The organism is Halorubrum sp. C191 (assembly GCF_002727095.1).
GTDB lineage: Archaea > Halobacteriota > Halobacteria > Halobacteriales > Haloferacaceae > Halorubrum > Halorubrum ezzemoulense.
This window is the reverse complement of sequence record NZ_NHNZ01000076.1, coordinates 1-23,761: the sequence shown is the minus strand read 5'-3', so window position 1 is coordinate 23,761 and position 23,761 is coordinate 1. Positions and strand designations below refer to the sequence as shown.

Here is a 23,761-nt window from a genome sequence, read left to right as displayed (position 1 = left end):
GTATGCGAATCGCGATACTCGGCGGCACCGGCGACATCGGCGAGGGGCTCGCGCTCCGGCTGGCGGCGGACACCCCGCACCGGATCGCGGTCGGGTCGCGGGAGGCCGAGAAGGCCGAGACCAAGGCCGAGGAGTACACGACCGAACTGGAGAGCCGCGGGCTCGACGCCGCGGTGACCGGCGGGGAGAACGCCGCTGTCGCCGCCGACGCCCGCGTCGTCGTCCTCGCGGTGCCGCCGTATCACGTCGGCGACACCGTGGAGGCGGTGGCGGGGTCGCTGGACGACGGCGACGTGCTCGTCTCGCCCGCCACGGGGATGAAACGCGACGACGAGGGGTTCCACTACCACAAGCCCGGCGCGGGCTCAGTGACCGCGATCGTCGCCGACGCGGCGCCGGAGGGCGTCGCCGTCGTCGGCGCGTTCCACAACCTCGCCGCCGCGCGGCTGGCGAACCTCGACGCCGACCTCGGCGTCGACACGCTCGTCATCGGCGACGACGAGGACGCGAAGCGAACGGTCGCGGACGTCGCCGAGGGGATCGAGGGGCTCCGCGCGCTCGACGCGGGCGGGATCGCCAACGCACCCGAGATCGAGGCGCTGACGCCGCTTCTGATCAACGTCGCCTCGAACAACGACGGGCTCAACGACCTAGGCGTTCGGTTCCAGTAGGACCGGAGGCGGACCGTCGCCGGGCGCTATGACGAACGGATGACCGCCCGCGGATCGGCGGCGAACGCCGCCGGAGTCCCGGCTCGGCGGTGAGGTTCCGGGGCCGCGAACCACGGGAGAGATCCCCGGGCGAGCGTCGGCGCAGTCGTCCGGATCTCCGCCGGCACGGCGTTCCGTTAGGCCTTTGCGCGCCGGGGCCCTCCGGTCGGTAGATGGAGTACTTGCAGCGTCGGGTCGGGCTGGTCGAAGACCGGATCGAGTCGGTCATCGACGACGTCGAGCCCGAGGAGCTGTCCGGTGAGGTGGGGCACGTCGTCCTCGCGGGCGGCAAGCGCGTCCGCCCCGCGGTGACCGTCCTCGCCTGCGAGGCGTTCGACGGCGACCCCGAGGAGGCGGTCGACTTCGCGGCCGGTATCGAGTTCGTCCACAACGCCTCGCTCGTGATCGACGACATCATCGACCGCTCCGAGGTCCGCCGCGGCACCCCCGCCGCGTGGGCGGAGTTCGGCTACGGCCCGGCGATCATCGCGAGTGACGGCCTGCTCGGCGAGGCGTTCGCGCTGTTCTCCGCCGAGCCGCGTGCGATGCGCACCGTCGCCGAGGCGATGGTCGAACTCGGCGAGGGCGAGGCGACCGAGCTCGCCGCGCGCCCGACCAACGAGGCCGAGTACATGGATCTAGCGCGCCGGAAGACGGGCGCGCTGTTCCGCGCCGCCGCCGAGTTGGGCGCGGTCGCGGGCGGCGCCGACCCCCACGCGATCGACTCGTTCGGCGAGTACGCGGAGCGCGTCGGCGTCGCCTTCCAGATGCGCGACGACGTGTTGGACGCCACCGCCGACGCTGACGACCTCGGCAAACCGACCGGACAGGACGCTGAGATGGACCGCCCGAGCGTCCTCCAGGTCACGTCGCTGTCGCCCGAGGAGATCAACGAGCGTGCCCGCGCCGAGTCGGAGCGCGCGCTCGCCGCCCTCGACGACGCCGATCCGCCCGAGACCGAGGCGATCGAGTACCTGCGCGACCTCGCAGAGTTCGTCGTCGTCCGCGAACGGTGATCGGAAGAGAGCGTTCGTGCGGTCAGATCCCGGCGCTCAGATCTCGTACTCCGCCTTCTCCATGAGGTCCGCGAACACCTCGGTCCCCATCGCCTCCTCGTAGACGATGGCAGTGAGCATCCCGCCGGGGTAGACGCCGCCGTTCTGGACGTGGTCCACCTTGTGGCAGTGCATCGGGTAGATGCCGGGGTCCGCGTCCGCCGCGAACTCGACGGTGTACCGCTCCGCGGGCGCGACGTTCACCACGTCCTCAGGTAATTGCAGTACCTCGGGGTACGGCGCGCCGTCCTTCTCCACCGTGCGGAACCGGTGGTTGTGCGTGTGCATCGGGTGCGACATGAACCCCGCGTTGACCAGGTGGAGCCGCACCGTGTCGCCCTCGCTGACGACGACCGGCGAGCCGTGGTCGGGGTTGAGCGTGTACGGCGCGACGCGGCCGTTGATCGTGAACGCGTCGGGGCGACGGTCCTGAACGTCGTAGCTGGCGTCCGCGCCGCCGTACGACCGGGAGAGCCGCGTGTCCCAGTCTTTCAGCGTCATGAACTGCTCGACGTCGGCTTCCTCGTACCCCTCGGGGTCGATCCGGAGGATCCCGTACATCCCCATGTCCATGTGCATCGGGGTGTTGAAGTGGCAGTGGTAGAGGTGGGTGCCGGGCACGTCCGCGCCGATCTGGTAGGTGTGCTCCTCGCCAGGCATCACGGTGATCCCCGTCGTGGACGGGACCCCGTCGTCCTTCCATGACTTCGAGACGCCGTGGAAGTGGAGCGTGTGCGGCATCTCCCCGCCGGTGTTGTCGAGGGTGATCGAGAGGTCGTCGCCCTCGGTCGCCCGGAGCACCGGGCCGGGGACGCTCGGCGTCCCGTCGTCGGCCTGGAACGCCCACGTCACCGGCATCTCGACCGGCCCGCCCAGCGATCTCCCGGGGTGGGCCGCGTGTCGGGCGTGGACCGAGCGCAGCGTCACCTCGCGGCCGCGCTCGTCGAGGTCGACGACCTCCGGCGACCCCGTCTCCGGGAGCGTCGGCCCGTCGTCGGTCGCCGGCGGGTCCGCGTCGTCGCCGGCGCTCGCGGTGGTGGTGGCCTCGTTCAGACAGCCCGCCAGCCCGGCGACGCCCGAGAGCCCCGCGGCCTGAAGGATCGTTCGTCGCGCGAAGCCGCCGTCGGAGACGGAGTCGTTCTGCGACATGTCTCAAGCGAGGGGGTGGGGAGAGATAACCCGGACGCGGCTTCCCGGTTCGAGACACGACGAGCGAACCAGTTCGTCCGCGAGCACATAAATGCGGCAGCGACCGCGGCGACCGGATCGCTCAGTCGTCCGCCGGCTCCTCGGCGGCCGCGTTCTCGCCGATGGGCTCGCTGTCCCAGTAGGCGTGGTCGTCGTCCGTCCGGAAGCAGGTCGCCGTGCGCTCCTCGCCGAGGTCGTACCCCGGGGGGGTCGACTCCCGGCAGGCGGCCCGCGCCTCCGGACATCGGGTGTGGAACCGACACCCGCTCGGCGGGTTCCGCGGCGAGGGCACGTCGCCGCGGAGCGTGGTGAACTCCTCGTCTCGCGCGTCCGTGCTCGCTCGCGGGACGCTCGACAGGAGCGCCTTCGTGTACGGGTGGGCGGGGTCGTCGAAGATCTCCTCGACCGGCCCGATCTCGACGATCTCGCCGAGGTACATCACCGCGACGCGGTCGCAGACGTGGCGGACCACGCCGAGGTTGTGCGCGATGAAGAGGAACGTGAGCCCGAAGTCGTCCTGAAGGTCTTCGAGCAGGTTCAGGATCTGGGCCTGAACGCTCACGTCGAGGGCGGACACCGGCTCGTCGAGGACGACGAAGTCGGGGTCCAAGGCGAGCGCGCGGGCGATCCCGATCCGCTGTCGCTGCCCGCCGGAGAATTCGTGGGGGTACCGGTCCATCTGGTCGGCGGACAGCCCGACGCGTTCGAGCAGGTCGCGGGCCGTCTCGCGCCGCTCAGCCCGGTCGGCCACGTCGTGGATCCGCAACCCCTCAGTGACGATGTCGCCGGTGGTCATCCGCGGGTCGAGACTGGAGAACGGGTCCTGGAACACGATCTGGGCGCGCCGGCGGAACTCCGTCAGCTCCCGCGACCCCATGCCCCGCACGTCCTCGCCGTCGAAGGTGATCTCGCCGGCGGTGGGCTCGCGGAGCCGCAACACCGTCTCGCCGGTCGTCGACTTCCCGCAGCCGGACTCGCCGACGAGCCCGAGCGTCTCGCCCTCGCGCACGTCGAAGGAGACGCCGTCGACCGCCTTCACGCTCTCCGACTCCTGTCCGAGCAGGCGGTCGACGAGCGACGGGTCGTCCGCGTAGTACTTTTTCAGCCCGTCGACGGAGAGCAGCGAGTCGCTCACTCGCCGTCACCTCCGTCGGCCGCGACCCCGTCGTCGGGATCGGCGGCGTCGCCCCCGTCGAAGTAGCCGTCGGGGAGCGCGTCGGCCGGGTCGTACTCGCGGTCCGCGAGGACGCACTTGGCGCCGTGGTCGGCGGCGGCGTCGACCGTCGCCTCGGGCGGCTTGTCGAGGCACGCCTCCATCGCCTTCGGGCACCGGTCCGCGAAGTAACACCGGTCGCCCATCTCGGCGTCGATCAGGCTCGGGACGTTGCCCGCGATCGGTTCGAGCCGCGCCCGCGGGTCGTCCACGTCCGGGATGGAGCCGAGCAGCCCCCGCGTGTACGGGTGAACGGTGTCCTCGAAGACGGAGTCGAGCGTGCCGCGCTCGACGATCTCGCCGGCGTACATCACGCAGACGCGGTCGCACATCTCGGCGATGACACCGAGGTCGTGGGTGATGAGCACGATGCTCATCCCGCGGTCCGCCTGGATCTCTTTCAGCAGGTTCAGGATCTGCGCCTGGATCGTCACGTCGAGGGCGGTCGTCGGCTCGTCGGCGATCAGCACGTCCGGCTCGCCGGCGAGCGCCTGCGCGATCATCGCGCGCTGGAGCATCCCGCCCGAGAACTGGCCGGGGTACTCGTCGACGCGCTCCTCGGGGTCGGGGATCCCGACCTGCCCGAGCAGCTCGACCGCCCGGTCCATGCTCTCCTCGCTGGTGTAGTCGCGACCGGGGACGATCCCGTCGAGGAGGTACTTCCCGAGTCCGTACCCCTGCGTCCGCGAGCGGGTCGAGCGGGGGTTCGCCCGCGCCCGCCGCTGCACCTCGACCGCCTCGGCGATCTGTTCGCCGACGGTGATCGAGGGGTTGAAGCTGCTCATCGGGTCCTGGAAGATGACGCTGAACGAGGGGCCGCGCAGCGACCGCCGGACGCTGGGCGGCACGGTCCGGAGGTCGACGTGGTCGCCGTCGACCCCGACCCCCTCGGTCCCGCGGAACTCCTCGGCGAGGTCGGGGTCGCGGTACCACACCTCGCCGGCGGTGATCCGGCCCGGGGTCTCGACGAGGTCGACGAGCGACAGCGCCGTCACGGACTTGCCGGAGCCGGACTCGCCGACCACGCCGAGGATCTCGTCCTCGCGGAGGTCGAACGACGCCGACTCCACCGCGTTGATCTGCCCCTCTTCGGTGAAGAAGCGGGTCGAGAGGTCCCGGACCGACAGCACGTCGCCGGGCGCGGGCGCCCCGCTCGGCGTCGCCGCGCCGAGGCGTCCGGCGTCGGCGGTCGCGGCGGGGTCGCTCGCCCCGCCGTCGGTCGCCGCGGTCGGCTCGCTCCCCGCCGGGTCGTCGTCCGGCCGCTCGGCGTCGCTCATGCGGCACCCCCTTCGCCCTCGATACCGGGGTCCAAGGCGTCACGCAGCCAGTCGCCGAGCAGATTGATCCCGATCACCGACAGCATGATCGCGAGCCCGGGGATGGAGGCGATCCACCACTGGCCGGAGGAGACGTAGTCGCGCCCCTGCGCGATGTCGAAGCCCCACGACAGCGTGGTCCCGGAGAAGCCGAGGAACGACAGCGAGCTCTCCAAGAGGATGATCGCCGCCACCTGTACCGTCCCGAGGACGATGATCGGCGTGATCGCGTTCGGGAGGACGTGCCGGAGGATGATCGTGTTGTCGCCGGCGCCGAGCGCGCGCGACGCCTTCACGTACTCCTGCCCGCGCAAGGAGAGCGCCTCCCCGCGGGCGACGCGGGCGAACCACACCCAGTTGACGAGGCCGACGACGATCACCACCGTTATCGGCAATACGAAGCTGCTCGGCATCTCCGGCGCGAGGCCAGCGACGACGAACGGGTCGGGGACGTTCACCGCCGCGCGGCCCCACAGCCCGATCAGCGCGACCGCCAACACGAGCGAGGGGAACGCGAGGCTGATGTCCGCGATCCGCATCAGCGCGTCGTCGACCCGTCCGCGGTGGTAGCCGGCGAGCAGGCCGACCGGCACCCCGATCGACGCCGCCAAGAGCGTCCCGAGGACGCCGACGACGAGCGAGGTCCGGGCGCCGTACACCACTCGCGAGAACATGTCGCGACCGAGCCCGTCGGTGCCGAACACGTGGGCCGGGTCCGCGGTGATCTCGACCTCCTCGGTGACGGTCTGGATCTCGCCGTCGACCATCTGCGAGGAGGTCCGCTCCTCCGTCTGCGAAAAGCCGATCGGCGGCAGCTCGCTCTGGTTGAGCTGTTGGTCGTTCGGGTTGTGGGGCGCGATGAACGGGGCGAACACGGCGGCCAACACGATGATCACCACCAGCGCCAGCCCGAGCTTCGCGAGCCCGCTCTGTCTGAACTCCTTCTTGAGATTGCGAATGACACGTGAAGAGACCATGTTAGTCGGTCACCACCTCCGGGTCGAGGTAGGCGTACACAACGTCGACGAGGATGTTGACGAGGACGAAACTCGTCCCGATGACGATGAGGCTCCCCTGGAGCGCGGGCCAGTCCCGCTGGTTGATGCTCTCGATGACCAGCGTGCCGAGCCCGGGCCAGGAGAACACCGCCTCGGTGATCACGGCGCCGCCGATCAGCGTCCCGAGCTGGAGTCCGAGGACGGTGATCACGGGGATGAGGGTGTTCCGGAGCGCGTGTTTGTATCGGATCAGCGTCCGCGGGAGCCCCTTGGCGCGCGCGGCCTGGACGTAGCCCTGGCTGAGTTCGTCCAGCATCCCGGACCGCGTCAGCCGGGTGATGAGCGCCATGAAGTAGGTCCCCAAGGCGATCGCGGGCAGCGTGATGTACGCGAGCCACGTCAGCAGCGTCCCGACGAACGGCTCGGCGTTGACGACCGAGAGGGCGACGTCGCCGACGTCGACCCCGCGGCCGCTGGTGTTGAAGATGTTGAACTCCACCGCGAAGATCAGGATGAGCATGATCCCGAGCCAGAAGTTCGGCGTCGAGATGCCGCCGAGCGACAGCAGTGTCGCGCCGTAGTCGACCGGGTCGTTCCGGTTCGTGGCGCTGATCACGCCGAGCGGGATCGCCAAGACGATCGCCACGACGCTCGCGGCGACGGCGAGTTCCACGGTGGCGGGGAGGCGTTCGAAGACGAGGGTCGTGACCTCCTGTCCGCGGATGTAGGACCGGCCCATGTCGCCCTGGAGCAGCTCGAAGACGTACCGTCCGTACTGGACGTACAGCGGCTGGTCGAGCCCCAGTTCGGCGGCGATCGCCTGCCGCGTCTCCTGTGACGCGTCGAGCGGCGCGACCGCGTTGATCGGGCTCCCGGGGGTGACGAACCGGAGCGCGAACACGACCGTGATGACGCCCCAGACGACGCCGATCCCCTGGAGGCTTCTTTTGAGTGCGAATCTGCCGAGTGACATTACTAACGATATGGAGAGGTGAGTCGCGTTACTGCTGGGTCGCCGTGTCCGGGTCGATGAACTCGTCGGCCCGCGGTTCCCAGGAGATGTCGCTGGAGACGCCGTAGACGCTGAACTGCTGGTGCATGAACACCCACGGCGCGAGGTCGTGGGCGAGCTGGTTCGCCTCCTGGAGGATGTCGACGCGCTCGTCGGGGTCCTCGGTCGCCTCGGCGTCCGTGAGCAGCCCGTCGAGCTCGTCGTTTTTCAGCACCGTCAGCGCGCCCTCGGAGGAGAGCAGCGGCGTCAGCGTCTGGCTGCCGTCGAACTCCGCGTTCCCCCACCCGAGGAGGTTGAAGTGCGGGCGGTCCTCGATGTTCGGCGCAGTGACGTCCTGAACGAGCGAAGAGAACTCACGCTGTTCGACCTCACAGGAGACGTTCGACAGCGAGTCGATCTGGCTGGCGGCCGCCTGCGCGATCTGGACGTCGCGGAGGTACCGGCCGATCGGCGTCTCAAGCGTGATTTCGACGCCCGCGTGCCCCGACTCCTCGACGAGCCGCTCGGCCTCGTCGGGGTCGTACGGATACGGGTCGATGTCGGGGTTGTAGCCGACGTGGCCGTCGAGGGTCGGCTGGGAGGTGATGTTGCCGAAGCCGTTGAGCACGTTCTCGATGATACTCTCGACATCGACCGCGTGGTTCATCGCCTGCCGGAACTGCTGGCTGGAGAACGGCTCCACGTCGTAGCGCATCTGGAGGAAGATGATCCGCGCGCTCGCAACGGAGTTGATCGTCGCCACGTCGGAGCTGTTCACCCGCGACACCTCGTTCGGCGGTACGTTCGTCACGATGTCCGTCTCCTCCGCGAGCAGCTGGTTGACCCGCGTGCTCGACTCGCTGGAGGCGGTCATGGTGAGCTCGTCGACCTCGGGCGCGCCGTCCCAGTACTCCTCGTTGGGCTCGTAGACGACTTGGTTCCCCGACTCGTAGTTCGTGAGGCGGAACGGCCCCGTCCCGTTGGCGTTCCGGTTGATGTAGTCGCCGCCGTTCTCCTCGACCCACGACTGCTGCATGATCGGGCCGTTCGTCGCGAACAGCTGGAAGGCGATCGGGTTGAACCCCTCGAAGGAGACCGTCACCTGCCCGTCGCCGGGCGTCACCTCGTCGACCAGGCCGAGGTCGTTGGACTGCGGGCTGACGATCCCGACGTCCTCGAAGACGATCCGGCGGATGCTGTACCGGACGTCCTGCGGCGTGACCTCGTCGCCGTTGTGGAAGGTGATCCCGTCGCGCAGCATAAACTGGACGCTACCGTCCTCGGTGCGCTCCCACTCGTTGGCGAGGCCGGCGATGATGCCGCCCTCCTTGTCGCGGTCGAGGAGGCCCTCGTACAGCTGGCCGACGATGATCTCGGTGTTCGTCTCGGCGTGGTCCTGCGGGTCGAGCCCGGAGTCCATCTGGCCCATGGTGACGCCGAGTTCGAAGCTGTCGCCGCCGCCGTCGCCACCGTCACCGCCGTCGCCGCCACCGTCGCCGCCGTCGCCGCCGTCGCCGCCTCCGGAACAGCCTGCGAGACCGACAGCACCGGCCGTTCCGGCGTACTTGAGCACCGTCCGCCTGTCGACATGATCGTCGTTGTCAGTAGGCATAGGCGATCCCATACGATAGAGAGTTATGAACCTACCGGCAGACCCGGCCCCTTTCGGCCCGACTGCCAACGGTCCGTCGACGGTAGCGCAGACGGGTCGGGGGCGAGCGCGGGTACGCGGGACAGGCACGATACGAGTCGGAAACCGACGCTTATGTACGGACGTGGGCGGTAGCCGCGCGACATGGACGTACCCGATCCCGGACCGCGGTGGGGAGCGGTCGAGGAGGACGCGGAGTCGACGGCAGCGGCGTACCGAGAGCGCGGCTGGACCGCCGTCGCCGGACACCCCGGACAGGTGAACCCGGTCGCCGACGCGGCCCGCGTCGACGTGTTGTTACCGGAGTCGGAGTTCGAGGCGGCGCTCGAGGCGGTCGACGAGGCCGCGATCGACGGCGTCGACGTGTACGCGGGCGCCGCGGACGGCGTCGCGTACCGGCTGGTGGTCGCGACCGACGAGGCGGCGGAGGTGGCGCTCTGTATTCCGACGTACATCGGCGACGAAGACCTCGCCTCGCTGCGCGCGGCCGCGGCGGCGAACGGCGCGCTCACGGTCCGGCTGCGCCCGCTCGACGACCGCGACCACGTCGCGATCGCGATCGACGACCCCGCGGTGTTCTTCGACGCGCCCGAGTCGTGAGAACCACACTCGTGGGGTGTTCTCCCCGCGTGTGACTTCGACATGTTCATACTTGTGCGATCGCGATCATTAGTATGAACCGCGCAGAGAAGGCGGCCCTCCAGCTACAGGCGGTCGCCGTGTTGCGGATGCTGAAGGAGACGCGAACGTACGAGGAGCTGTCCGCGGTGACCAGGCTGCCCGCTGGCGACCTGAACCGGTACGTGAACGGGCACGTCCTGCCCGGCACCGACCGCGCGAGCGAGGTGGTCGAGTCGGTCGGGCGCGAGGCGCTCGCCGACGAGCTGGTCGCGCGCGTCGAGTTCGACGACGAAGGCTACGTCGACAACTCCGGCGTCGTCTTCGACCAGTCGTTCCTCGACCTCGTGGCGCCTGTGGCGGCGGAGACGTTCGAGTTCGAGTCGCCGGACGTGGTGTTGACGGCCGCGACGGACGGGATCACGCTCGGCGCGGCGATGGCCTCCTTCTTCGACGCGCGCCTAGCGTACGCGAAGAAGTCGAAGGAGACCGCCGTCGAGGAGTTCATCGAGTCGCGCCAGCGGCTCGCTTCGGGCATCGAGCTCACCTACTACCTCCCCGCGAGCGCCATCGACGCCGGCGACACGGTGTTGGTCGTCGACGACCTGATCCGGTCGGGCGAGACTCAAGAGCTCCTCTTGGACATCGCGCTCCAAGGCGACGCTGACGTTACCGGCGTGTTCGCGCTCATCGCCGTTGGCGACGAGGGGATGGACCGCGCGCGAGCGATCACCGACGCGCCGGTCGGCGCGCTGACCACGTTCGAGTAGCCACGTTCGCGCATACTCTTCGAGAATAAACAGGACTTTTTCGCGTTTTAATGCGCGTTTGTGTATATCTGAGCGCTTCGTTCAGCAAAGCTTATCACTCGATCCCGGGGAACATCTACCCGTTCAATGGGCCTTTCAGACACGCTCGCCGAGCGGTTCGACGTGGAGTCGCACGGGTCGGACGTCCGCACCGAACTGGTCGCCGGGCTCACGACGTTCCTCGCGATGTCGTACATCATCGTCGTGAACCCGTTCATCCTGGCCGACGCGATCCAGATCCCCGGGTACGAGTTCTTCGAGGTGGTCCAGATGATCGCCATCGCGACCGTCCTCTCGGCGGCGGTGGGGACGGCCGTGATGGCGCTGTACGCGAACCGGCCGTTCGGGCTCGCGCCCGGGCTCGGGCTCAACGCCTTCTTCGCGTACACCGTCGTGCTGGGGCTCGGCGTGCCGTGGCAGACGGCGCTGGCCGCCGTCTTCGTCGAGGGGGTCCTGTTCATACTCCTGACCCTCGTCGGCGCGCGCGAGTACGTCATCCGGCTGTTCCCGGAGCCGGTGAAGCGCTCGGTCGGGGCCGGCATCGGCCTGTTCCTGCTTTTCATCGGGCTTCAGGAGCTCCAGATCGTCGTGCCGGACGAGGCGACGCTGGTCACGCTCGGCGGCGTCTTCGCGAACCCGTGGGCGATCCTCGGGGTCTTGGGGCTGGTGCTGACGTTCGTGCTGTGGGCGCGGAACGTCACGGGCGCCATCGTCATCGGCATCGCGACCACATCGATTGCCGGCTGGGCGCTCACTCTCGGCGGCGTCTTCGCCCGCGGGACGGTCACGCCGGAGACGCTGCCGTCGGCGCAGTACGACATCACGCCGCTCGCGGGCGCGTTCGTCGACGGGCTGGCGAACATCGACCCGCTCACGTTCGTGCTGGTCGTGTTCACGTTCTTCTTCGTGGACTTCTTCGACACCGCGGGGACGCTCATCGGCGTCTCGCAGTTCGGCGACTTCCTCGACGATGACGGCGACCTCCCCGACATGGACAAGCCGCTGATGGCCGACGCCGTCGGGACCACCTTCGGCGCGATGGTCGGCACCTCGACGGTGACGACGTTCATCGAGTCGTCCGCGGGCGTCGAGGAGGGCGGTCGCACCGGGCTCACCGCCCTGGTCGTCGCCGCGCTGTTCCTCGCGTCGCTCGCCGTGATCCCCGTCGTCGCCGCGATCCCCGAGTACGCCTCCTTCATCGCGCTGATCGTCGTCGGCGTGATGATGCTTCAGGGGCTCGTCGAGGTCGACTGGGACGATCCCGCGTGGGCCGTCTCCGCCGGGCTCACGGTCACCGTGATGCCGTTCGCCTACTCCATCGCCGACGGGCTGGCGGCCGGTATCGTCGCGTACCCGATCATCAAGCTCGCGGTCGGCGAGGGCGACGAGGTCGCGCTCGGGCAGTACGCCATCGCCGCGCTGCTGGCGGTCTACTACGTCCTCTCGACCGCCGATCTCATCCTCTGAGCGGGGCCGGGCGGGGCTCCTCCGGGCGCCTCGGCGGAGTCCTCTTGAAGCGTCGGAACGCAGACGGGAATGAGCGATCCGACCCATGTCTGACGCACCCGACGACGCCGACCGTTCCGTGACCGTCGCGGACCGCGAGGGACACGCGGGCGATCCGGTCCGCGAACTCGCGCTCGACTGCGTCGTGGCCGGCATCGAGGCGGCGCACCCGGCCGGAGTGGTCGACGACGCCCTCGCGCTGGACGGCGACCGGCTGACGGTCGCGGGCGTCGAGGACGCGAACACGGCCCACGACGACGCGACGGCCGCCTACGACCTCGCCGCGTACGACCGCGTGCTGGTCGTCGGGGCGGGCAACGCGGCGGGCCACTTCGCGGCCGCGGTCGAGCGGCTCCTCGGCGGCCGGATAGCTGAGGGCGCGGTAGTCACGGACGACCCCGTCGAGACCGAGCGGGTCGCCGTCCTCCCCGGCGACCACCCGACGCCGAGCGAGACGGGCGTCGAGAGCGCCCGTCGGGTGCGGGCGCTCACGGCCGACGCCGGCGCCGACGACCTCGTGATTGGCCTGCTCACGGGCGGCGGGAGCGCGCTGCTGGCCGCGCCCGCCGACGGGATCGGGCTTGACGACCTGCGCGAGACGACCGAGGCGCTGCTGGCCAGCGGCGCGACTATCGACGAGATCAACGCGGTCCGCAAACACCTCTCGGCGGTGAAGGGGGGACGGCTGGCCCGGGCGGCCGCCCCCGCCGACGTCCTCGGCCTCGCGATCAGCGACGTGACCGGCGACGACCCGGCGGTGATCGCGAGCGGCCCGCTCTCGCCCGACCCGACGACCTACGCGGACGCGAACGCGGTCCTCGACCGGTACGGGGTCGACACCCCGGACGCCGTGACCGCGCGGCTCGACCGCGGCGCCGCAGGCGAGGTCGCGGAGACCCCCGAGACGGGCGACCCGGCGTTCGACGGCGTCGGGGTCCGGATCGTCGCGAGCGCGCGGACGGCCCTGAACGCGGCCCGGGAGGTCGCCGCGGCGCGGGGGTACGACCCGCTCGTGCTCTCCTCGCGGGTGCGCGGCGAGGCGCGGGAGGCGGCGAAGACCCACGCGGCGGTCGCCGAGGAGTGCCGGGCGGCGGGCGACCCGGTCGCTCCGCCCGCGGTCCTCCTCTCGGCCGGCGAGGTGACGGTGACGCTCGGGGCGGACCCCGGCGAGGGCGGGCCGAACGGGGAGTTCGCGCTGTCGGCGGCGGCCGAGCTCGACGCGTCGGGGCGCGACAGCGAGGGGATCGCCGTCGCGAGCGTCGACACCGACGGTATCGACGGCGCGACGGACGCGGCCGGCGCGCTGATCGACGACCGCCTCGTCGGCGACGGCCCCGAGGCCACCCTGAGCCGCGATGCGGCCGCGGCCGCGCTCGACGAGCACGACGCGTACCCGCTGCTCGACGGGGCGGACGCGCTGGTCCGCACGGGACCGACCGGGACGAACGTCAACGACCTGCGCGCGGTGGTGGTCGGCGGACGCGTTGCGGGGTCTGAGGCGAGCGGATCGCGTTCGGAAGGGACTAAGTGACGGCCGGCGAATTTTGCGGCATGCAGACGCTGCTCCTCAACGCAGACGACGTAGACGAGAACGCCGAGATGGACCGGGTAATCGACGCGGTCCGCGGCGCGTTCACCGCCTACGAGCGCGGCGACGCCAAGATGCCGGCGAAGTCGTACATCGACCTGCCCGAGTACAACGGCGACTTCCGGTCGATGCCCGCCTACCTCGACGTCCGCGAGGAGGACGTCGCCGAGGAGACGGCGACCGGCGACGGGTGGGACGCAGCCGGGATCAAGTGGGTGAACGTCCACACCGACAACCCCGCCGACCACGACCTCCCGACCGTGATGGGGACGATGATCTACTCCGACCCCGAGACGGCGTTCCCGCTGGCGGTCCTCGACGGGACGACGCTGACGATGAAACGCACCGGCGCGGCCGCCGCGGTCGCGACCGACCACCTCGCCGTCCCCGACGCGAGTTCGCTCGGGATCGTCGGCGCCGGCGTCCAGTCGTACACCCAACTCGAAGCGATCTCGACGGTGCGGGACATCGAGGAGGTCGTCGTGAGCGACCTCGACGAGGAGCGCGTCGCCGACTTCCTCGACGCCTTCGGGGGCCGGTTCGACGTGCGCGCGGGCTCGGTCTCGGAGGCGGGCCACTGCGATATCCTCTCGACGGTGACGCCGGTCGAGAGTCCGATCGTCGGTCCCGAGGACGTGGGCGACTACACGCACGTCAACGCGATGGGCGCGGACGCGGAGGGGAAACACGAGCTCGCGGACGACCTCCTCGTCGACGCCACGGTCGTCATCGACGACCACGAGCAGTGCACCCACTCGGGCGAGATCAACGTCCCCTACGCCGCGGGGACGCTCACCGACGACGACATCTACGGCGAGATCGGCGAGATAGTCGTCGGCCGTCGGGCGGGCCGTCCCGGGACGCCGGGGACCCCCGCCGACGCCGACGGCGTGAGCGGCGTCAGCGTCTTCGACTCGACGGGGCTCGCGATTCAGGACGTGGCGGCCGCGCGCGTCGTCTACGAGCGCGCCGACGAGCTGGACAACGGGTACCCGTTCGACCTGCTGGGCCTCGACGGCTGAACGACGGGCCGCTTTTGTCTCCTCGCCGCGTACGCCGGCCGTGAGACTCGTCAGCGTCGCGGCGCTCGCGGAGAACCGGGTGATCGGGAGAGACGGCGAGGTGCCGTGGCCGCACATCGAGGCGGACGTGCGGCAGTACCGCGAGCGCGTCGCGGAGTCACCGGTGATTCTCGGCCGACGCACGTTCGACTCGATGCGCGGCGACCTGCCCGGACGCCGCCAGATCGTCGTGAGCCGGAGCGTCGACGCGGTCGACGCGCCGACGGCGCTCGTCGCGAGCGGCGTCGAGGAGGCGCTCGCGGCGGCCCGCGACGTCGTCGGGGACGCCCCCGCCGAGCGGGAGCGCGTGCCCGCCGAGACCAGTCCGGCGTCGGGGCCGGTCGAGGCGTCGGACGAGGGGGACGAGACGGTCTACGTCCTCGGCGGCGGCGGCATCTACGAGCTGTTCCAGCCGCACCTCGACGGGATGGCCCTCAGCCACGTCGAGGGCGCGTTCGACGGGGACACGTACTACCCGGCGTGGGACGAGGCGGAGTGGGACGTTGCCGAAGAGACGGCGTACGACCGGTTCACGCTGCGCGAGTGGGTCCGTCGGGCGCGCTGAGCGGGTTTCTCTCGGCCTTTTCGATCGCCCGCGACAGCGACTACGCCCCGCCGTCGCGCTCGGCCGCGTAGCGTTCGAGCTGGACGGCGGTGCTGTCGGCGAGGCGCTCGACCGCGGACTCGACCCCGTGCTCGCGGGCGTCGACCGACGCCTCGGCGGCGAGCGTCCGGACCGTGTCGAACGGACCGATCCGCGCGCCCGTCGTGGCCGCCGCGTCCTCGGCGTCGAGCAGCTGGTCTATCGCGGTGCGGTAGCCGGGGTTCTCGTTGAACCACCCCTGGCGGTCGAGCCGGTCGATCGCGCCCTCGTGGACCGGGAAGTAGCCGGTCTCGCGGTGCCAGCGCGCCTGCCGTTCCGGGGCCGCGAGCCAGGCGAGGAACGCCGCGGCGGCGCGCTGCTCCGCCGGCGACGCGCCGTCCGCGACCCACAGCGATCCCCCGCCGACGACGACGCCGTGCCGCTCGTCGGCGACCGGGAAGTAGCCGACGCCGACCGGGAAGGAGGCGCCCTCCCGCACGTCGACCATCGCGGAGGTGGAGCCGATGAGCATTCCGGCGCGCCCCTCCTGGAACGCCTCGCGGGCCTGCCCGCGGGCCTCGATGCCGGGGTCGTGGTACAGGCCGTCGGCGGCCATCTCGGCGATCCAACGGTAGATCCGCTCGCCGACGGGTCCGTCGAACCGGCTCTCCTCCGGCGTGCCGCCCCGACCGTTGTCGGCGTCGACGAGGGGTTCGCCGGCCTCGGCGAACCACTGCTCGATAAACCACGAGTACGTCGCGAACGTGATCCCCGTCTCGGTCGCGCCGCGCTCGACGAGCCGCTCGGCGCAGCGCCGGACCTCGTCGAACGTCTCGGGCGGGTCGTCGGGGTCCAGTCCGGCCCGCTCGAACGCCGCCCGGTCGTAGTACAGCACGGGCGTCGACGCGTTGAACGGCATCGAGTGGAGCACCCCGTCCGTCCGGTAGTAGTTCGCGACGGGGTCGAGCAGGTCGTCGGCGCCGAGGGCGACGCCGGAACCGCTCGCGGCGGCGGGCCCGCCTCGGGCGACGCGCCCGGATTCGGCGTCGAGGAGGCGCTCGACGGGCGTGAACGCCCCGCTGTCGAGCGCGCGCTGGGTGCCGATCTCGTAGAGGTGGGCGATCGCCGGCGGCTCGCCCCGGTCCGCCGCCGCGAGCGTCGCCTGGAACGCGCCGCGGTAGCTTCCCTTCGAGGCGGGGCGGACCGCGACCCCGTCGGTCTGAGCGGCGAACTCGGCGGCGAACTCGTCGAGGAGCCGCGCCTTTCGGCCGCCGAACGCGTGCCAGAAGTCGAGGACGACCGCATCGTCGTCGGCGGTCCCGTCGGCGTCGTACGCGTCGAGCGCGTCGTCTAAGGTCCCGGTCCGGTCGGCGAGCGTCGACGCGCCGGCGGCCACCTCCGCCAGCGACGTCTTCTGCGCGTGCGCGACCGCGGTGGCGTCGCCCGCGTCCGCGGCCGTCTCCTCGGCGAGGTCGCCGACCGACTCGACGGCGTCGACCACCGCCTCGATCGAGGTCGCCTGGTCGTCGGTCGCGTCGCGGATCTCCGCGACGCCGCTCGTCGTCTCCGAGACGTCGTCGGCGAGGTCGGTGAACGCCTCCAGCGCCGCCTCGGCCGTGCGGATCCCCTCGTCGGCGCGCTCGCGCATCTCGGCCATCTCGTCGACGGTCGCGTCCGTCTCCGCGCGAACCGACCGTATCGACGACTCGATCTCGCCGGTCGCCTCTCGCGCCTCCTCCGCGAGGCCCTTGACCTCCTCGGCGACCACCTCGAAGCCGGCCCCGGCCTCGCCGGCGCGGGCGGCCTCGATCGAGGCGTTGAGCGCGAGGATGTTCGTCTCGTCGGCGATGTCCTGGATCAGGTCGGTGACGTCCTCGATCGCCGCGACCTCCGACTCCAGCGTTTCGACCCGTTCGAGGGCCTCCTCGGTCCGCTCGTCGACGACGCGGAGGTCCTCGATCGCGGCCGTCGCGGCGTCGGTCCCCTCGTCGGCCCGCTCGGCGACGTCGGCCGCGGTCTCGGCCACCTGGTCCGCGGAGGCGGCGACCTCCTCGGTGGCGGCCGAGACGGTCTGGAGCTCGCTCGTCGCGGCCGCGATGTCGTCGCGCTGGCGGGTCGCGGCCGACTCGATCTCGTCGACCGCGGCGTACACCTCTTCGCTCTGGTCTTTCGCCCGGTCGACGTTCGACCGGACGTGCTCGGTCGCGCCAGCGACCTCGTCGCCGAAGCCGTCGGCGTCGGACACCGTCTCCGCGACCCCCTCGACGAACTCGTTGAGCGTCGCCGCGAGCGCTGCCGCCTCGCCGTCGGTCTCCGCGGCCGGGAACCGGGCCCCGAGGTCGCCGTCGGCGAGCCGCTCCGCGACCTCCCGGAACGCCTCGGCCGGCACGTCGCAGTCGGACGTTCCCGACGGGTGCGCCGCCTCCGACGAGACGCCGCCGTCGGTGGTCGCGTCTGGCTCTGTCGTCGAGCGGTCTCCGTCGGCGGCACCGCGATCGGACGTGCCGCGAGCGGAGCCTGTGCGTGCGTCGTCACTGTTCATTTGTCGTCACTCTCCGGCCGGGGTACATAAGATCGAGAGTCAGATTATTCCGACTGATAGCGACCGCGCGGACGGGAGGGGCGGGCTGGAGCGAGCGCGACCGGCGATGCCTGCTCAGGCCGACGGCTCCGCGTCGTCGACGGGCTCCGCGAAGCCGAACCGCGGCTTGACGTCGGTGACCTCGACCGCGAGCGTCTCGCCGACGTCGGCGTCGACGAACAGGGTGTAGCCGTCGACGTAGGCGATGCCGTCGCCCTCGTCGCCCTCCTCCTCGACGGTCACCTCGATCCGCTCGCCCTCGGCGACCGGCGAGGTGGTGTACCCCTTCGCGACGAGGTACACCTCCGAGGAGGCGTCCCGCGAGGCGGGCGGCGAGACGGTCCGGACGTACTGGAACGACTCGCTCACGTCGTCGCGGAAGGCGTCGAGGTCCTCGCCCTGGAACACCTTCACGACGAAGTCGCCGCCGGTCGCGAGCAGTTCGTCGGCGGTGTCGAGCGCCTGCCGCGCGAGGTGGACCGAGCGGGCGTGGTCGAGGGAGTACTCGCCGGTCATGTTCGGCGCCATGTCGCTCGCGACGACGTCGGCGCCGCGCTCGCCGACCGCCTCGCGCAGGTAGTGCCGGGTGCGCTCCTCAGTCATGTCACCGCGGATCGTCTCGACGTCGCCCTCGTCGAGGTCCTCGATGCGCTGGAGGTCGACGCCGACGACGGTGCCGCCCTCCCCGACCTCCTCGGCGGCGACCTGGAGCCACCCGCCGGGCGCGGCCCCGAGGTCGACCACGGTGTCGCCGGGGGCGAGCAGGTCCGCCTCCTCGTCGAGCTGTTTCAGCTTGTAGGCGGACCGGGCGCGGTACCCCTGCTGTTTGGATCGGTTGTAGTAATCGTCTTTCCCGCTCATGGCGTCATCACCGCAGGCGGACGCGGGGCCACCGAGATCGGGGTGGAGGTAGCGCTCATACCCGTAACGACGGGGGCGACCGGGAAATGAACGTCGGATGCGGGCGACGGCGGCACAGTGCGACTCGACCGAGATCCGCCGCGGCGTCTCCCCCGGAATTTCGCCGTGATGAGCGGAGACACATCGGTTGCGGGCGTCAATTGTTTTTTCAGCATCCGGTCTTTACGATGGCCGTTCAGATGACCACCGCAGGCGAGTCGACCGGCTCCACGGCCCGGTCGCGGGCGGACCTGCGCGCCGAGTTCGCCGACCGCGACCTCGACCGCCACCTCGCGCTGTTTTACGAGTCGGCGGCGACGCAGCTCGACACCGTGGCCGCGTTCCTCTCGTACGGGCTCGAGACCGGGCATCGGTGCGTGTACCTCGTCGACGCGAACCCCCGATCGCGGATCGAGAACGCGCTGCGCGCGGAGGGCGTGGACGTGGCGGCGAAGCTCGACGCCGGGGACCTCGCGATCCGCGACGCGTCGGAGGTGTATCTCGACGAGGGCTTCGAACGCGACGGAACTGTCGCCGAGCTGCGGTCGGAGGCGGAGCGGAGCGCCGCCGAGGGGTACGAGGGGTTGTGGGTCGCCGGCGAGAACACGTGGGCGTTCGACGGCGAGACATCGTTCGACGAGGTCGTCGACTTCGAGGTCGCGTTCGACGCCGCGTGTCCCGACTTCGCGGTGACTGCGCTGTGCCAGTACGACCTCCGTCGGTTCGACGAGGCGGCGGCCGCGAAGGCGCTTCGAACCCACCAGCAGATCGTTTACGACCGCACGCTGTGTGAGAACCCGTTCCACGTCTCCCCCGAGGAGTACCGCTCCGAGGAAGGGGGGGCCGACGCCCGGATCATGCTGAAGCAGGCTCGCGGGGTCGCGGAAAGCAACCGAGAGCTTCGTCGGCGCGAGCAGCGGCTCAGTGTGCTCAGCAGAGTGTTACGCCACAACATCCGGAACGACCTCAACGTCGTTCGTGGGGCACTCGAAGACTTGACGGGAAGCGAGTCGCTGACCGCCGCGGAGGCCGACCTCGTCGCCGCCGCCGCGAGACACGCGGACGCCGTCATCGAAACGGCCGAGAAGGCCCGGTACATCCAGCAGACCATCGGGAGTTCGGAGATCGAGCCAACCCCTCTCGGGCCGGTGATCGAGCGGGCGGTCGAAGAGGTGCGGTCGGAGCACCCGAACGCACGGATCCGGACCCCCGACTCCTCGGATCAGGTCGTCCTCGCGGACGTGAACCTCGACATCGCCCTCGAAGAGGCGATCCGGAACGGAATCGTCCATCAGGACGATCCGGCGCCGACGGTCTCCGTCGCGGTGTCGACCCCAGCGAGCGAGCGGGTTCGCGTCGAGGTTCGGAACCCCGGGTCGATACCCGACCACGAGCTCCGGTGTTTCCGCGAGAGGGGTGAGACGCCGCTGGCCCACGGGAGCGGGCTGGGGCTCTGGCTCGTTCGATGGATCGTCGAGTCGGCTCACGGGACGGTCGAGTTCGCCAACGACGACGACCGAACGCGGGTCCGGTTCGACCTGTACCGGGTCGCCGACTGAACGCCGATCAGCCACCGTCGACCCGGGTCCGGCCGACTCGCCGCCCCTCGTCCGCGCCCGCGCCGTCGACCGCGAACCCCAACGCCGCGTAGAACTCGGCTAGGTCGGCGTCGAACCGGGCGGTGACGGTCTCGACCGCGGGGTCCGACTCGGCCCGATCGACCGCGGCCGCGACGAGCCGGGAGCCGATCCCCTCTCCTCGGCGCACCTGCTTGACCGCGACGGCGTCGACGTGGAGCCGGTCGGGATCGGGCCGCACGGCGACCAGCGCGCCGACGACTCCGCCGGTGCGCGTCGAGCGCGCGACGATGACGTCTCCGGCCGCGATGCGGTCGTCGACGGTGGCGGCGTCGGTCTCCAGCATCGCGGCGTCGAGGATCCGGAGGACGTCGAGCCGGTCGGCCGCGGTCGCCGGCTTCACGGTCACGTCCTCCGGCGCGGTCGGAAGGTCTCGGTCTTCGGTCACGCGTCGCCCGTCGCGCCGCCCTTGATCAGCCGGAGCACTCGGACCTCCTCGGCGTCGACGACGCGGTCGCCCGGGACCGGCGAGCCGTCGACGAGCGCCGACGCCTCCTGCGGGTGGTAGCCCGCGGCGCGGATCAGGTCGTTGTACGTCGCGTCGGCGGCGAGGCTGTACTCGTCGACCCCCTCGCCGACGACCTCGACGGTCACGTCCATGAGCGCGGTAGCGGGCGGGCGGGCGTCAATCGCACGGTTTCGGCGGGGCGCGTCGAACGCCTCAACCGGCGTCGGGGGCGCGGCCGTTCCACCTCCAGAGGAACCACCCGACTGCGGCGGCGATCGCGACCGTCGCCAGCGCGCCGGGGCGGGGGACCGCGCCGGTCCACGCGTTAACGACGATCAGGCCGCTCGCGGCCGCCGAGACGCTGAGGACCGCGGCCGCGTCGCGGGCGAGGTCCGCCTCGCGCTCCGGCGGGAGGTCGCCGTCGTAACCGGCGATCAGGTCCACGGCGCCGCGGCGACAGATCGCCCACGCGAGGAGGAGACAGAAGCCGGTGACGTGGCCGACGACGACGGTTTCGACGATTGCCATGGCGGAGGGAAATGCTGCGGCGTGGCGGGGGAGTTGATCCGGCGGGAGCGATTCGAGCGGTCCGGCCGGCTCAGCCGTCCAACTCTTCGCGGAGCAGCCCGTTCACCTGACCGGGGTCGGCGCTGCCGCCGGTCGCCTGCATCACCTGGCCGACGAGGAAGTTGATCGCGCCCTCGTCGCCGTCGTGGTAGTCGCTCACGGCGTCGGGGTTCTCGTCGATGGCGGCCGCGACGGCGGCCTCGACCTCGCCGCTCTCGGCCTTGCCGAGGTCCTCGCGGTCGATGACCGTCTCGGGGTCGTCGCCCTCGTCGAGCATCTCGCGGAGCACGACCTCCTCGGCGTTCTTCACCGTCAGCTCGTCGGCGGCGACGAGCTCGATCAGGCGGGTGAACTCGTCGAGCCGCCCCTCTACGTCCGTGATCGCCATCTCGCGGTAGTTGAGCTCGCCGAGCAGGTTGTCGGCGACCCACGTCGCGGCGAGGTCGGGGTCGAACTCGCTCGCCACGTCCTCGAAGAAGTCCGCGACCGCCTTCGTGGAGGTGAGCTTGGAGGCGGCCTCGCGGTCTAACCCGTACTCCTCGCGGAAGCGCTCGCGGCGGGCGTCGGGGAGCTCCGGGATCGCGATCTGTTCCTTCCAGTCGGCTACCTCAAGCGCGGGCAGGTCGCCCTCGCGGAAGTAGCGGTAGTCCTTCTCGGCCTCCTTCGACCGCATGCCGACGGTGACGCCGCGGTCCTCGTCCCAGTGACGCGTCTCCTGTTCGATCTCGCGGCCGCGCCGGAGGACGTTCTCCTGTCTGGTGACCTCGTAGGCGAGCGCCTGCTCCGCGCCCTTGTGGCTGGAGATGTTCTTCACCTCAGCGCGGTTCACGTCGTCGAGCGCGTCGCCCGTGATCGACCCGTCGTCGGCAACGTGCTCGGCGGGGACGAGCGAGACGTTAGCGTCGACGCGCAGGCTCCCGTCGCGGCCGGGGTCGAACACGCCGAGGTACTCCAGAACCTCCTCCAGCTTCGCGAGGAACGCGCGCGTCTCGGCCGGCGAGCGGAAGTCCGGCTCCGTGACGATCTCCATCAGCGGCGTGCCGGCGCGGTTGTAGTTCACCAGCGTGTGGGTGGCCGACTCGATGGAGCCGCCGGCGTGCTGGAGGCTGCCGGGGTCCTCTTCGAGGTGCGCGCGGGTGATCCCGATCGTCCGCGGGTCGCCGTCGACGCGGACCTCCAGCTCGCCGTCGGCGCAGATCGGCGCGTCGTACTGGGTGAGCTGGAAGTTCTTCGGGAGATCGGGGTAGTAGTAGTTCTTCCGGTGGAACGTGGTCGTCTCGGGGATGTCGGCGTCGATCGCCTTCCCGACCTTCACCGCGGCCTCGACGGCGGCCTCGTTGAGGACGGGGAGCGCGCCCGGTAGCCCGAGGCAGGTCGGACAGGTGCGCGTGTTCGGCGCCTCGTCGTCCTCGGGCTCCGTCGAACAGCCGCAGAAGATCTTCGTGTCGGTCTCGAGCTGGACGTGGACCTCCAACCCGATCACGACCGTCCGGTCCGTCGTCGCGGCCTGCGTACTCATTACCCGCCCGTTGTGAGCGGGTCGCCTAAATCGTGTCGGGACAACGGCCGCCGGGGCGAACGCCCGACGACGCTCTCAGATCCGAAAACCCGGTGGGAACGATTATCAGGAGGCCGCTCGTACCTTGCGCGATGAGTGAACCGACGACCTTCGCGGGCCCCGGCCGGGCCAGTGCGACGACGCGCCAGCGGCCGCCGCTCGGTCGCGCGAGACGAGCGGCCAACAGGGTGGATGGCCGCTGAGGGACCCGCCGGCCGCGGGCGACCGCCGCGGTGCCGTTCCGTAACGGATGTCTGCTGAGCCGACGCTCCACCTCGGCGAGCCGGTGGACGCGGCGTGGGGAGAGCTCCCCGCGGAGACGCGCGTCCGCCGAGCGAGCGAGGTCGCGAGCGACGCGGACCGGGACCCGGACCGGAGCGTCGATCCGGCGAGGGTCGTCGTCAGGCTGTTCGACGACGAGACCCGAGGTGACCGCGACGCGCCGGAACTGAACGGCGACGGGGCCGCGAGCCGGGGGATCTCGGTCGAGCGCGACGCGGCCGCGCTCGACCGCCTCGAATCGGTCCGCAACCGCTACCCGGACGCGGCCGTGCTCGCCTACTCGGCGGGCGACGACGCGGACGCGGCCATCGACGCGAGCCGGCTCGGGATCGAGTACGTGTCCGGGCGACGGCTCGCGGCCGATGGCGAGACGCTCGCCGACCGCGTGGAGGCGATCGATGGCGGACGCGACGACCGCGACGGAGCGGGGACAGAGCCGGCACACGACGGACCCGGACCGGAGTCACCGGACGCAGGCGGACCCGAACCGGAACCGACGAC

At 70.9% G+C, this 23,761-nt stretch carries 21 protein-coding genes and 1 pseudogene; 10 read left to right on the top strand and 12 right to left on the bottom strand.

What is annotated here, in order from left to right; translation table 11 throughout:
• The first annotated feature begins 2 nt into the window (after window positions 1–2).
• Together npdG and Z052_RS06700 are read left to right on the top strand one after the other, a co-directional pair.
• A complete protein-coding gene (npdG, locus tag Z052_RS06705; protein WP_049931404.1) occupies window positions 3–671 on the top strand; it encodes an NADPH-dependent F420 reductase in 669 nt (222 codons plus the stop codon).
• Between the two features lie 212 nt (window positions 672–883).
• The gene (locus Z052_RS06700) at window positions 884–1,726 is read left to right on the top strand and encodes a polyprenyl synthetase family protein (RefSeq protein ID WP_049931403.1); all 843 of its coding nucleotides are present in this window, start codon (window positions 884–886) and stop codon (window positions 1,724–1,726) included.
• Between the two features lie 36 nt (window positions 1,727–1,762).
• Here Z052_RS06700 and Z052_RS06695 read toward each other — a convergent pair whose 3' ends face one another.
• From Z052_RS06695 to Z052_RS06670, 6 genes are all read right to left on the bottom strand, one after another.
• The gene (locus tag Z052_RS06695) at window positions 1,763–2,914 is read right to left on the bottom strand and encodes a multicopper oxidase domain-containing protein (RefSeq protein ID WP_094520117.1); all 1,152 of its coding nucleotides are present in this window, start codon (window positions 2,912–2,914) and stop codon (window positions 1,763–1,765) included.
• Between the two features lie 121 nt (window positions 2,915–3,035).
• A complete protein-coding gene (locus Z052_RS06690) occupies window positions 3,036–4,088 on the bottom strand; it encodes an ABC transporter ATP-binding protein (RefSeq protein WP_049931402.1) in 1,053 nt (350 codons plus the stop codon).
• Window positions 4,085–5,443, bottom strand: coding sequence for an ABC transporter ATP-binding protein (locus tag Z052_RS06685; protein ID WP_241897912.1), 1,359 nt, complete (start codon window positions 5,441–5,443; stop codon window positions 4,085–4,087). Before Z052_RS06685 ends, Z052_RS06690 begins: the two co-directional genes overlap by 4 nt.
• A complete protein-coding gene (locus Z052_RS06680; protein WP_049931401.1) occupies window positions 5,440–6,459 on the bottom strand; it encodes an ABC transporter permease in 1,020 nt (339 codons plus the stop codon). Before Z052_RS06680 ends, Z052_RS06685 begins: the two co-directional genes overlap by 4 nt.
• Window position 6,460: 1 nt before the next feature.
• Window positions 6,461–7,453: an ABC transporter permease gene (locus Z052_RS06675; RefSeq protein ID WP_049931400.1), complete on the bottom strand. Its 993-nt coding sequence runs from the start codon at window positions 7,451–7,453 to the stop codon at window positions 6,461–6,463.
• 28 nt (window positions 7,454–7,481) lie between these two features.
• Complete coding sequence (locus Z052_RS06670) at window positions 7,482–9,083, bottom strand: ABC transporter substrate-binding protein (RefSeq protein WP_094520116.1); 1,602 nt, start codon at window positions 9,081–9,083, stop codon at window positions 7,482–7,484.
• Window positions 9,084–9,266: 183 nt separating this feature from the next.
• On the opposite strand from Z052_RS06670, the gene Z052_RS06665 reads away from it, so the two are divergent.
• The 6 genes from Z052_RS06665 (at window position 9,267) to Z052_RS06640 (ending at window position 15,269) form a co-directional block, all read left to right on the top strand.
• Window positions 9,267–9,722, top strand: a complete 456-nt coding sequence (locus Z052_RS06665; protein WP_049931398.1) for a hypothetical protein — start codon at window positions 9,267–9,269, stop codon at window positions 9,720–9,722.
• Between the two features lie 74 nt (window positions 9,723–9,796).
• Window positions 9,797–10,510, top strand: a complete 714-nt coding sequence (locus Z052_RS06660; RefSeq protein ID WP_094520115.1) for a phosphoribosyltransferase family protein — start codon at window positions 9,797–9,799, stop codon at window positions 10,508–10,510.
• A gap of 126 nt (window positions 10,511–10,636) precedes the next feature.
• A complete protein-coding gene (locus Z052_RS06655; protein ID WP_049931397.1) occupies window positions 10,637–12,016 on the top strand; it encodes an NCS2 family permease in 1,380 nt (459 codons plus the stop codon).
• Window positions 12,017–12,101: 85 nt separating this feature from the next.
• Window positions 12,102–13,586: a glycerate kinase gene (locus tag Z052_RS06650; protein ID WP_099288921.1), complete on the top strand. Its 1,485-nt coding sequence runs from the start codon at window positions 12,102–12,104 to the stop codon at window positions 13,584–13,586.
• 20 nt (window positions 13,587–13,606) lie between these two features.
• On the top strand, window positions 13,607–14,665 hold the full coding sequence (locus Z052_RS06645; RefSeq protein WP_099288920.1) for an ornithine cyclodeaminase family protein: 1,059 nt from the start codon (window positions 13,607–13,609) through the stop codon (window positions 14,663–14,665).
• 40 nt (window positions 14,666–14,705) lie between these two features.
• Window positions 14,706–15,269, top strand: coding sequence for a dihydrofolate reductase (locus Z052_RS06640; protein WP_089308050.1), 564 nt, complete (start codon window positions 14,706–14,708; stop codon window positions 15,267–15,269).
• A 40-nt stretch (window positions 15,270–15,309) separates the two neighbouring features.
• Here Z052_RS06640 and Z052_RS06635 read toward each other — a convergent pair whose 3' ends face one another.
• Window positions 15,310–17,829 (bottom strand): extracellular solute-binding protein, encoded by a 2,520-nt coding sequence (locus Z052_RS06635; RefSeq protein WP_099288919.1) that lies wholly within the window; start codon window positions 17,827–17,829, stop codon window positions 15,310–15,312.
• Between the two features lie 114 nt (window positions 17,830–17,943).
• Window positions 17,944–18,729 carry a 23S rRNA (uridine(2552)-2'-O)-methyltransferase gene (locus Z052_RS06630; protein ID WP_094582718.1) on the bottom strand — a complete coding sequence of 262 codons (786 nt, stop codon included), beginning with the start codon at window positions 18,727–18,729 and terminating at the stop codon, window positions 17,944–17,946.
• A 239-nt stretch (window positions 18,730–18,968) separates the two neighbouring features.
• On the opposite strand from Z052_RS06630, the gene Z052_RS06625 reads away from it, so the two are divergent.
• Window positions 18,969–20,327 carry an MEDS domain-containing protein gene (locus Z052_RS06625; RefSeq protein ID WP_158228672.1) on the top strand — a complete coding sequence of 453 codons (1,359 nt, stop codon included), beginning with the start codon at window positions 18,969–18,971 and terminating at the stop codon, window positions 20,325–20,327.
• Between the two features lie 7 nt (window positions 20,328–20,334).
• Here Z052_RS06625 and Z052_RS06620 read toward each other — a convergent pair whose 3' ends face one another.
• The 4 genes from Z052_RS06620 to gatB form a co-directional block, all read right to left on the bottom strand.
• A complete protein-coding gene (locus Z052_RS06620; protein ID WP_099288917.1) occupies window positions 20,335–20,793 on the bottom strand; it encodes a GNAT family N-acetyltransferase in 459 nt (152 codons plus the stop codon).
• On the bottom strand, window positions 20,790–21,005 hold the full coding sequence (locus Z052_RS06615) for a ubiquitin-like small modifier protein 2 (protein WP_099288916.1): 216 nt from the start codon (window positions 21,003–21,005) through the stop codon (window positions 20,790–20,792). Before Z052_RS06615 ends, Z052_RS06620 begins: the two co-directional genes overlap by 4 nt.
• Before the next feature lie 61 nt (window positions 21,006–21,066).
• Window positions 21,067–21,381: a hypothetical protein gene (locus tag Z052_RS06610; RefSeq protein WP_099288915.1), complete on the bottom strand. Its 315-nt coding sequence runs from the start codon at window positions 21,379–21,381 to the stop codon at window positions 21,067–21,069.
• A 70-nt stretch (window positions 21,382–21,451) separates the two neighbouring features.
• Entirely contained in the window at window positions 21,452–22,939 is a 1,488-nt protein-coding gene (gene gatB, locus Z052_RS06605) for an Asp-tRNA(Asn)/Glu-tRNA(Gln) amidotransferase subunit GatB (protein WP_049931386.1), read from the bottom strand.
• Window positions 22,940–23,228: 289 nt separating this feature from the next.
• Here gatB and Z052_RS06600 point away from each other — a divergent pair.
• Window positions 23,229–23,761 (top strand): annotated as a pseudogene (locus tag Z052_RS06600) (histidine kinase); the annotation flags it as partial.

Coding starts and splice junctions, on each gene's coding strand:
- Z052_RS06635 (WP_099288919.1), bottom strand. CDS start 17,829: ATGAACAGTGACGACGCACGCACAGGCTCCGCTCGCGGCACGTCCGAT.
- Z052_RS06655 (WP_049931397.1), top strand. CDS start 10,637: ATGGGCCTTTCAGACACGCTCGCCGAGCGGTTCGACGTGGAGTCGCAC.
- Z052_RS06645 (WP_099288920.1), top strand. CDS start 13,607: ATGCAGACGCTGCTCCTCAACGCAGACGACGTAGACGAGAACGCCGAG.
- Z052_RS06650 (WP_099288921.1), top strand. CDS start 12,102: ATGTCTGACGCACCCGACGACGCCGACCGTTCCGTGACCGTCGCGGAC.
- Z052_RS06670 (WP_094520116.1), bottom strand. CDS start 9,083: ATGCCTACTGACAACGACGATCATGTCGACAGGCGGACGGTGCTCAAG.
- Z052_RS06675 (WP_049931400.1), bottom strand. CDS start 7,453: ATGTCACTCGGCAGATTCGCACTCAAAAGAAGCCTCCAGGGGATCGGC.
- Z052_RS06700 (WP_049931403.1), top strand. CDS start 884: ATGGAGTACTTGCAGCGTCGGGTCGGGCTGGTCGAAGACCGGATCGAG.
- Z052_RS06615 (WP_099288916.1), bottom strand. CDS start 21,005: ATGGACGTGACCGTCGAGGTCGTCGGCGAGGGGGTCGACGAGTACAGC.
- Z052_RS06685 (WP_241897912.1), bottom strand. CDS start 5,443: ATGAGCGACGCCGAGCGGCCGGACGACGACCCGGCGGGGAGCGAGCCG.
- Z052_RS06610 (WP_099288915.1), bottom strand. CDS start 21,381: ATGGCAATCGTCGAAACCGTCGTCGTCGGCCACGTCACCGGCTTCTGT.
- npdG (WP_049931404.1), top strand. CDS start 3: ATGCGAATCGCGATACTCGGCGGCACCGGCGACATCGGCGAGGGGCTC.
- Z052_RS06630 (WP_094582718.1), bottom strand. CDS start 18,729: ATGAGCGGGAAAGACGATTACTACAACCGATCCAAACAGCAGGGGTAC.
- gatB (WP_049931386.1), bottom strand. CDS start 22,939: ATGAGTACGCAGGCCGCGACGACGGACCGGACGGTCGTGATCGGGTTG.
- Z052_RS06680 (WP_049931401.1), bottom strand. CDS start 6,459: ATGGTCTCTTCACGTGTCATTCGCAATCTCAAGAAGGAGTTCAGACAG.
- Z052_RS06625 (WP_158228672.1), top strand. CDS start 18,969: ATGACCACCGCAGGCGAGTCGACCGGCTCCACGGCCCGGTCGCGGGCG.
- Z052_RS06695 (WP_094520117.1), bottom strand. CDS start 2,914: ATGTCGCAGAACGACTCCGTCTCCGACGGCGGCTTCGCGCGACGAACG.
- Z052_RS06665 (WP_049931398.1), top strand. CDS start 9,267: ATGGACGTACCCGATCCCGGACCGCGGTGGGGAGCGGTCGAGGAGGAC.
- Z052_RS06660 (WP_094520115.1), top strand. CDS start 9,797: ATGAACCGCGCAGAGAAGGCGGCCCTCCAGCTACAGGCGGTCGCCGTG.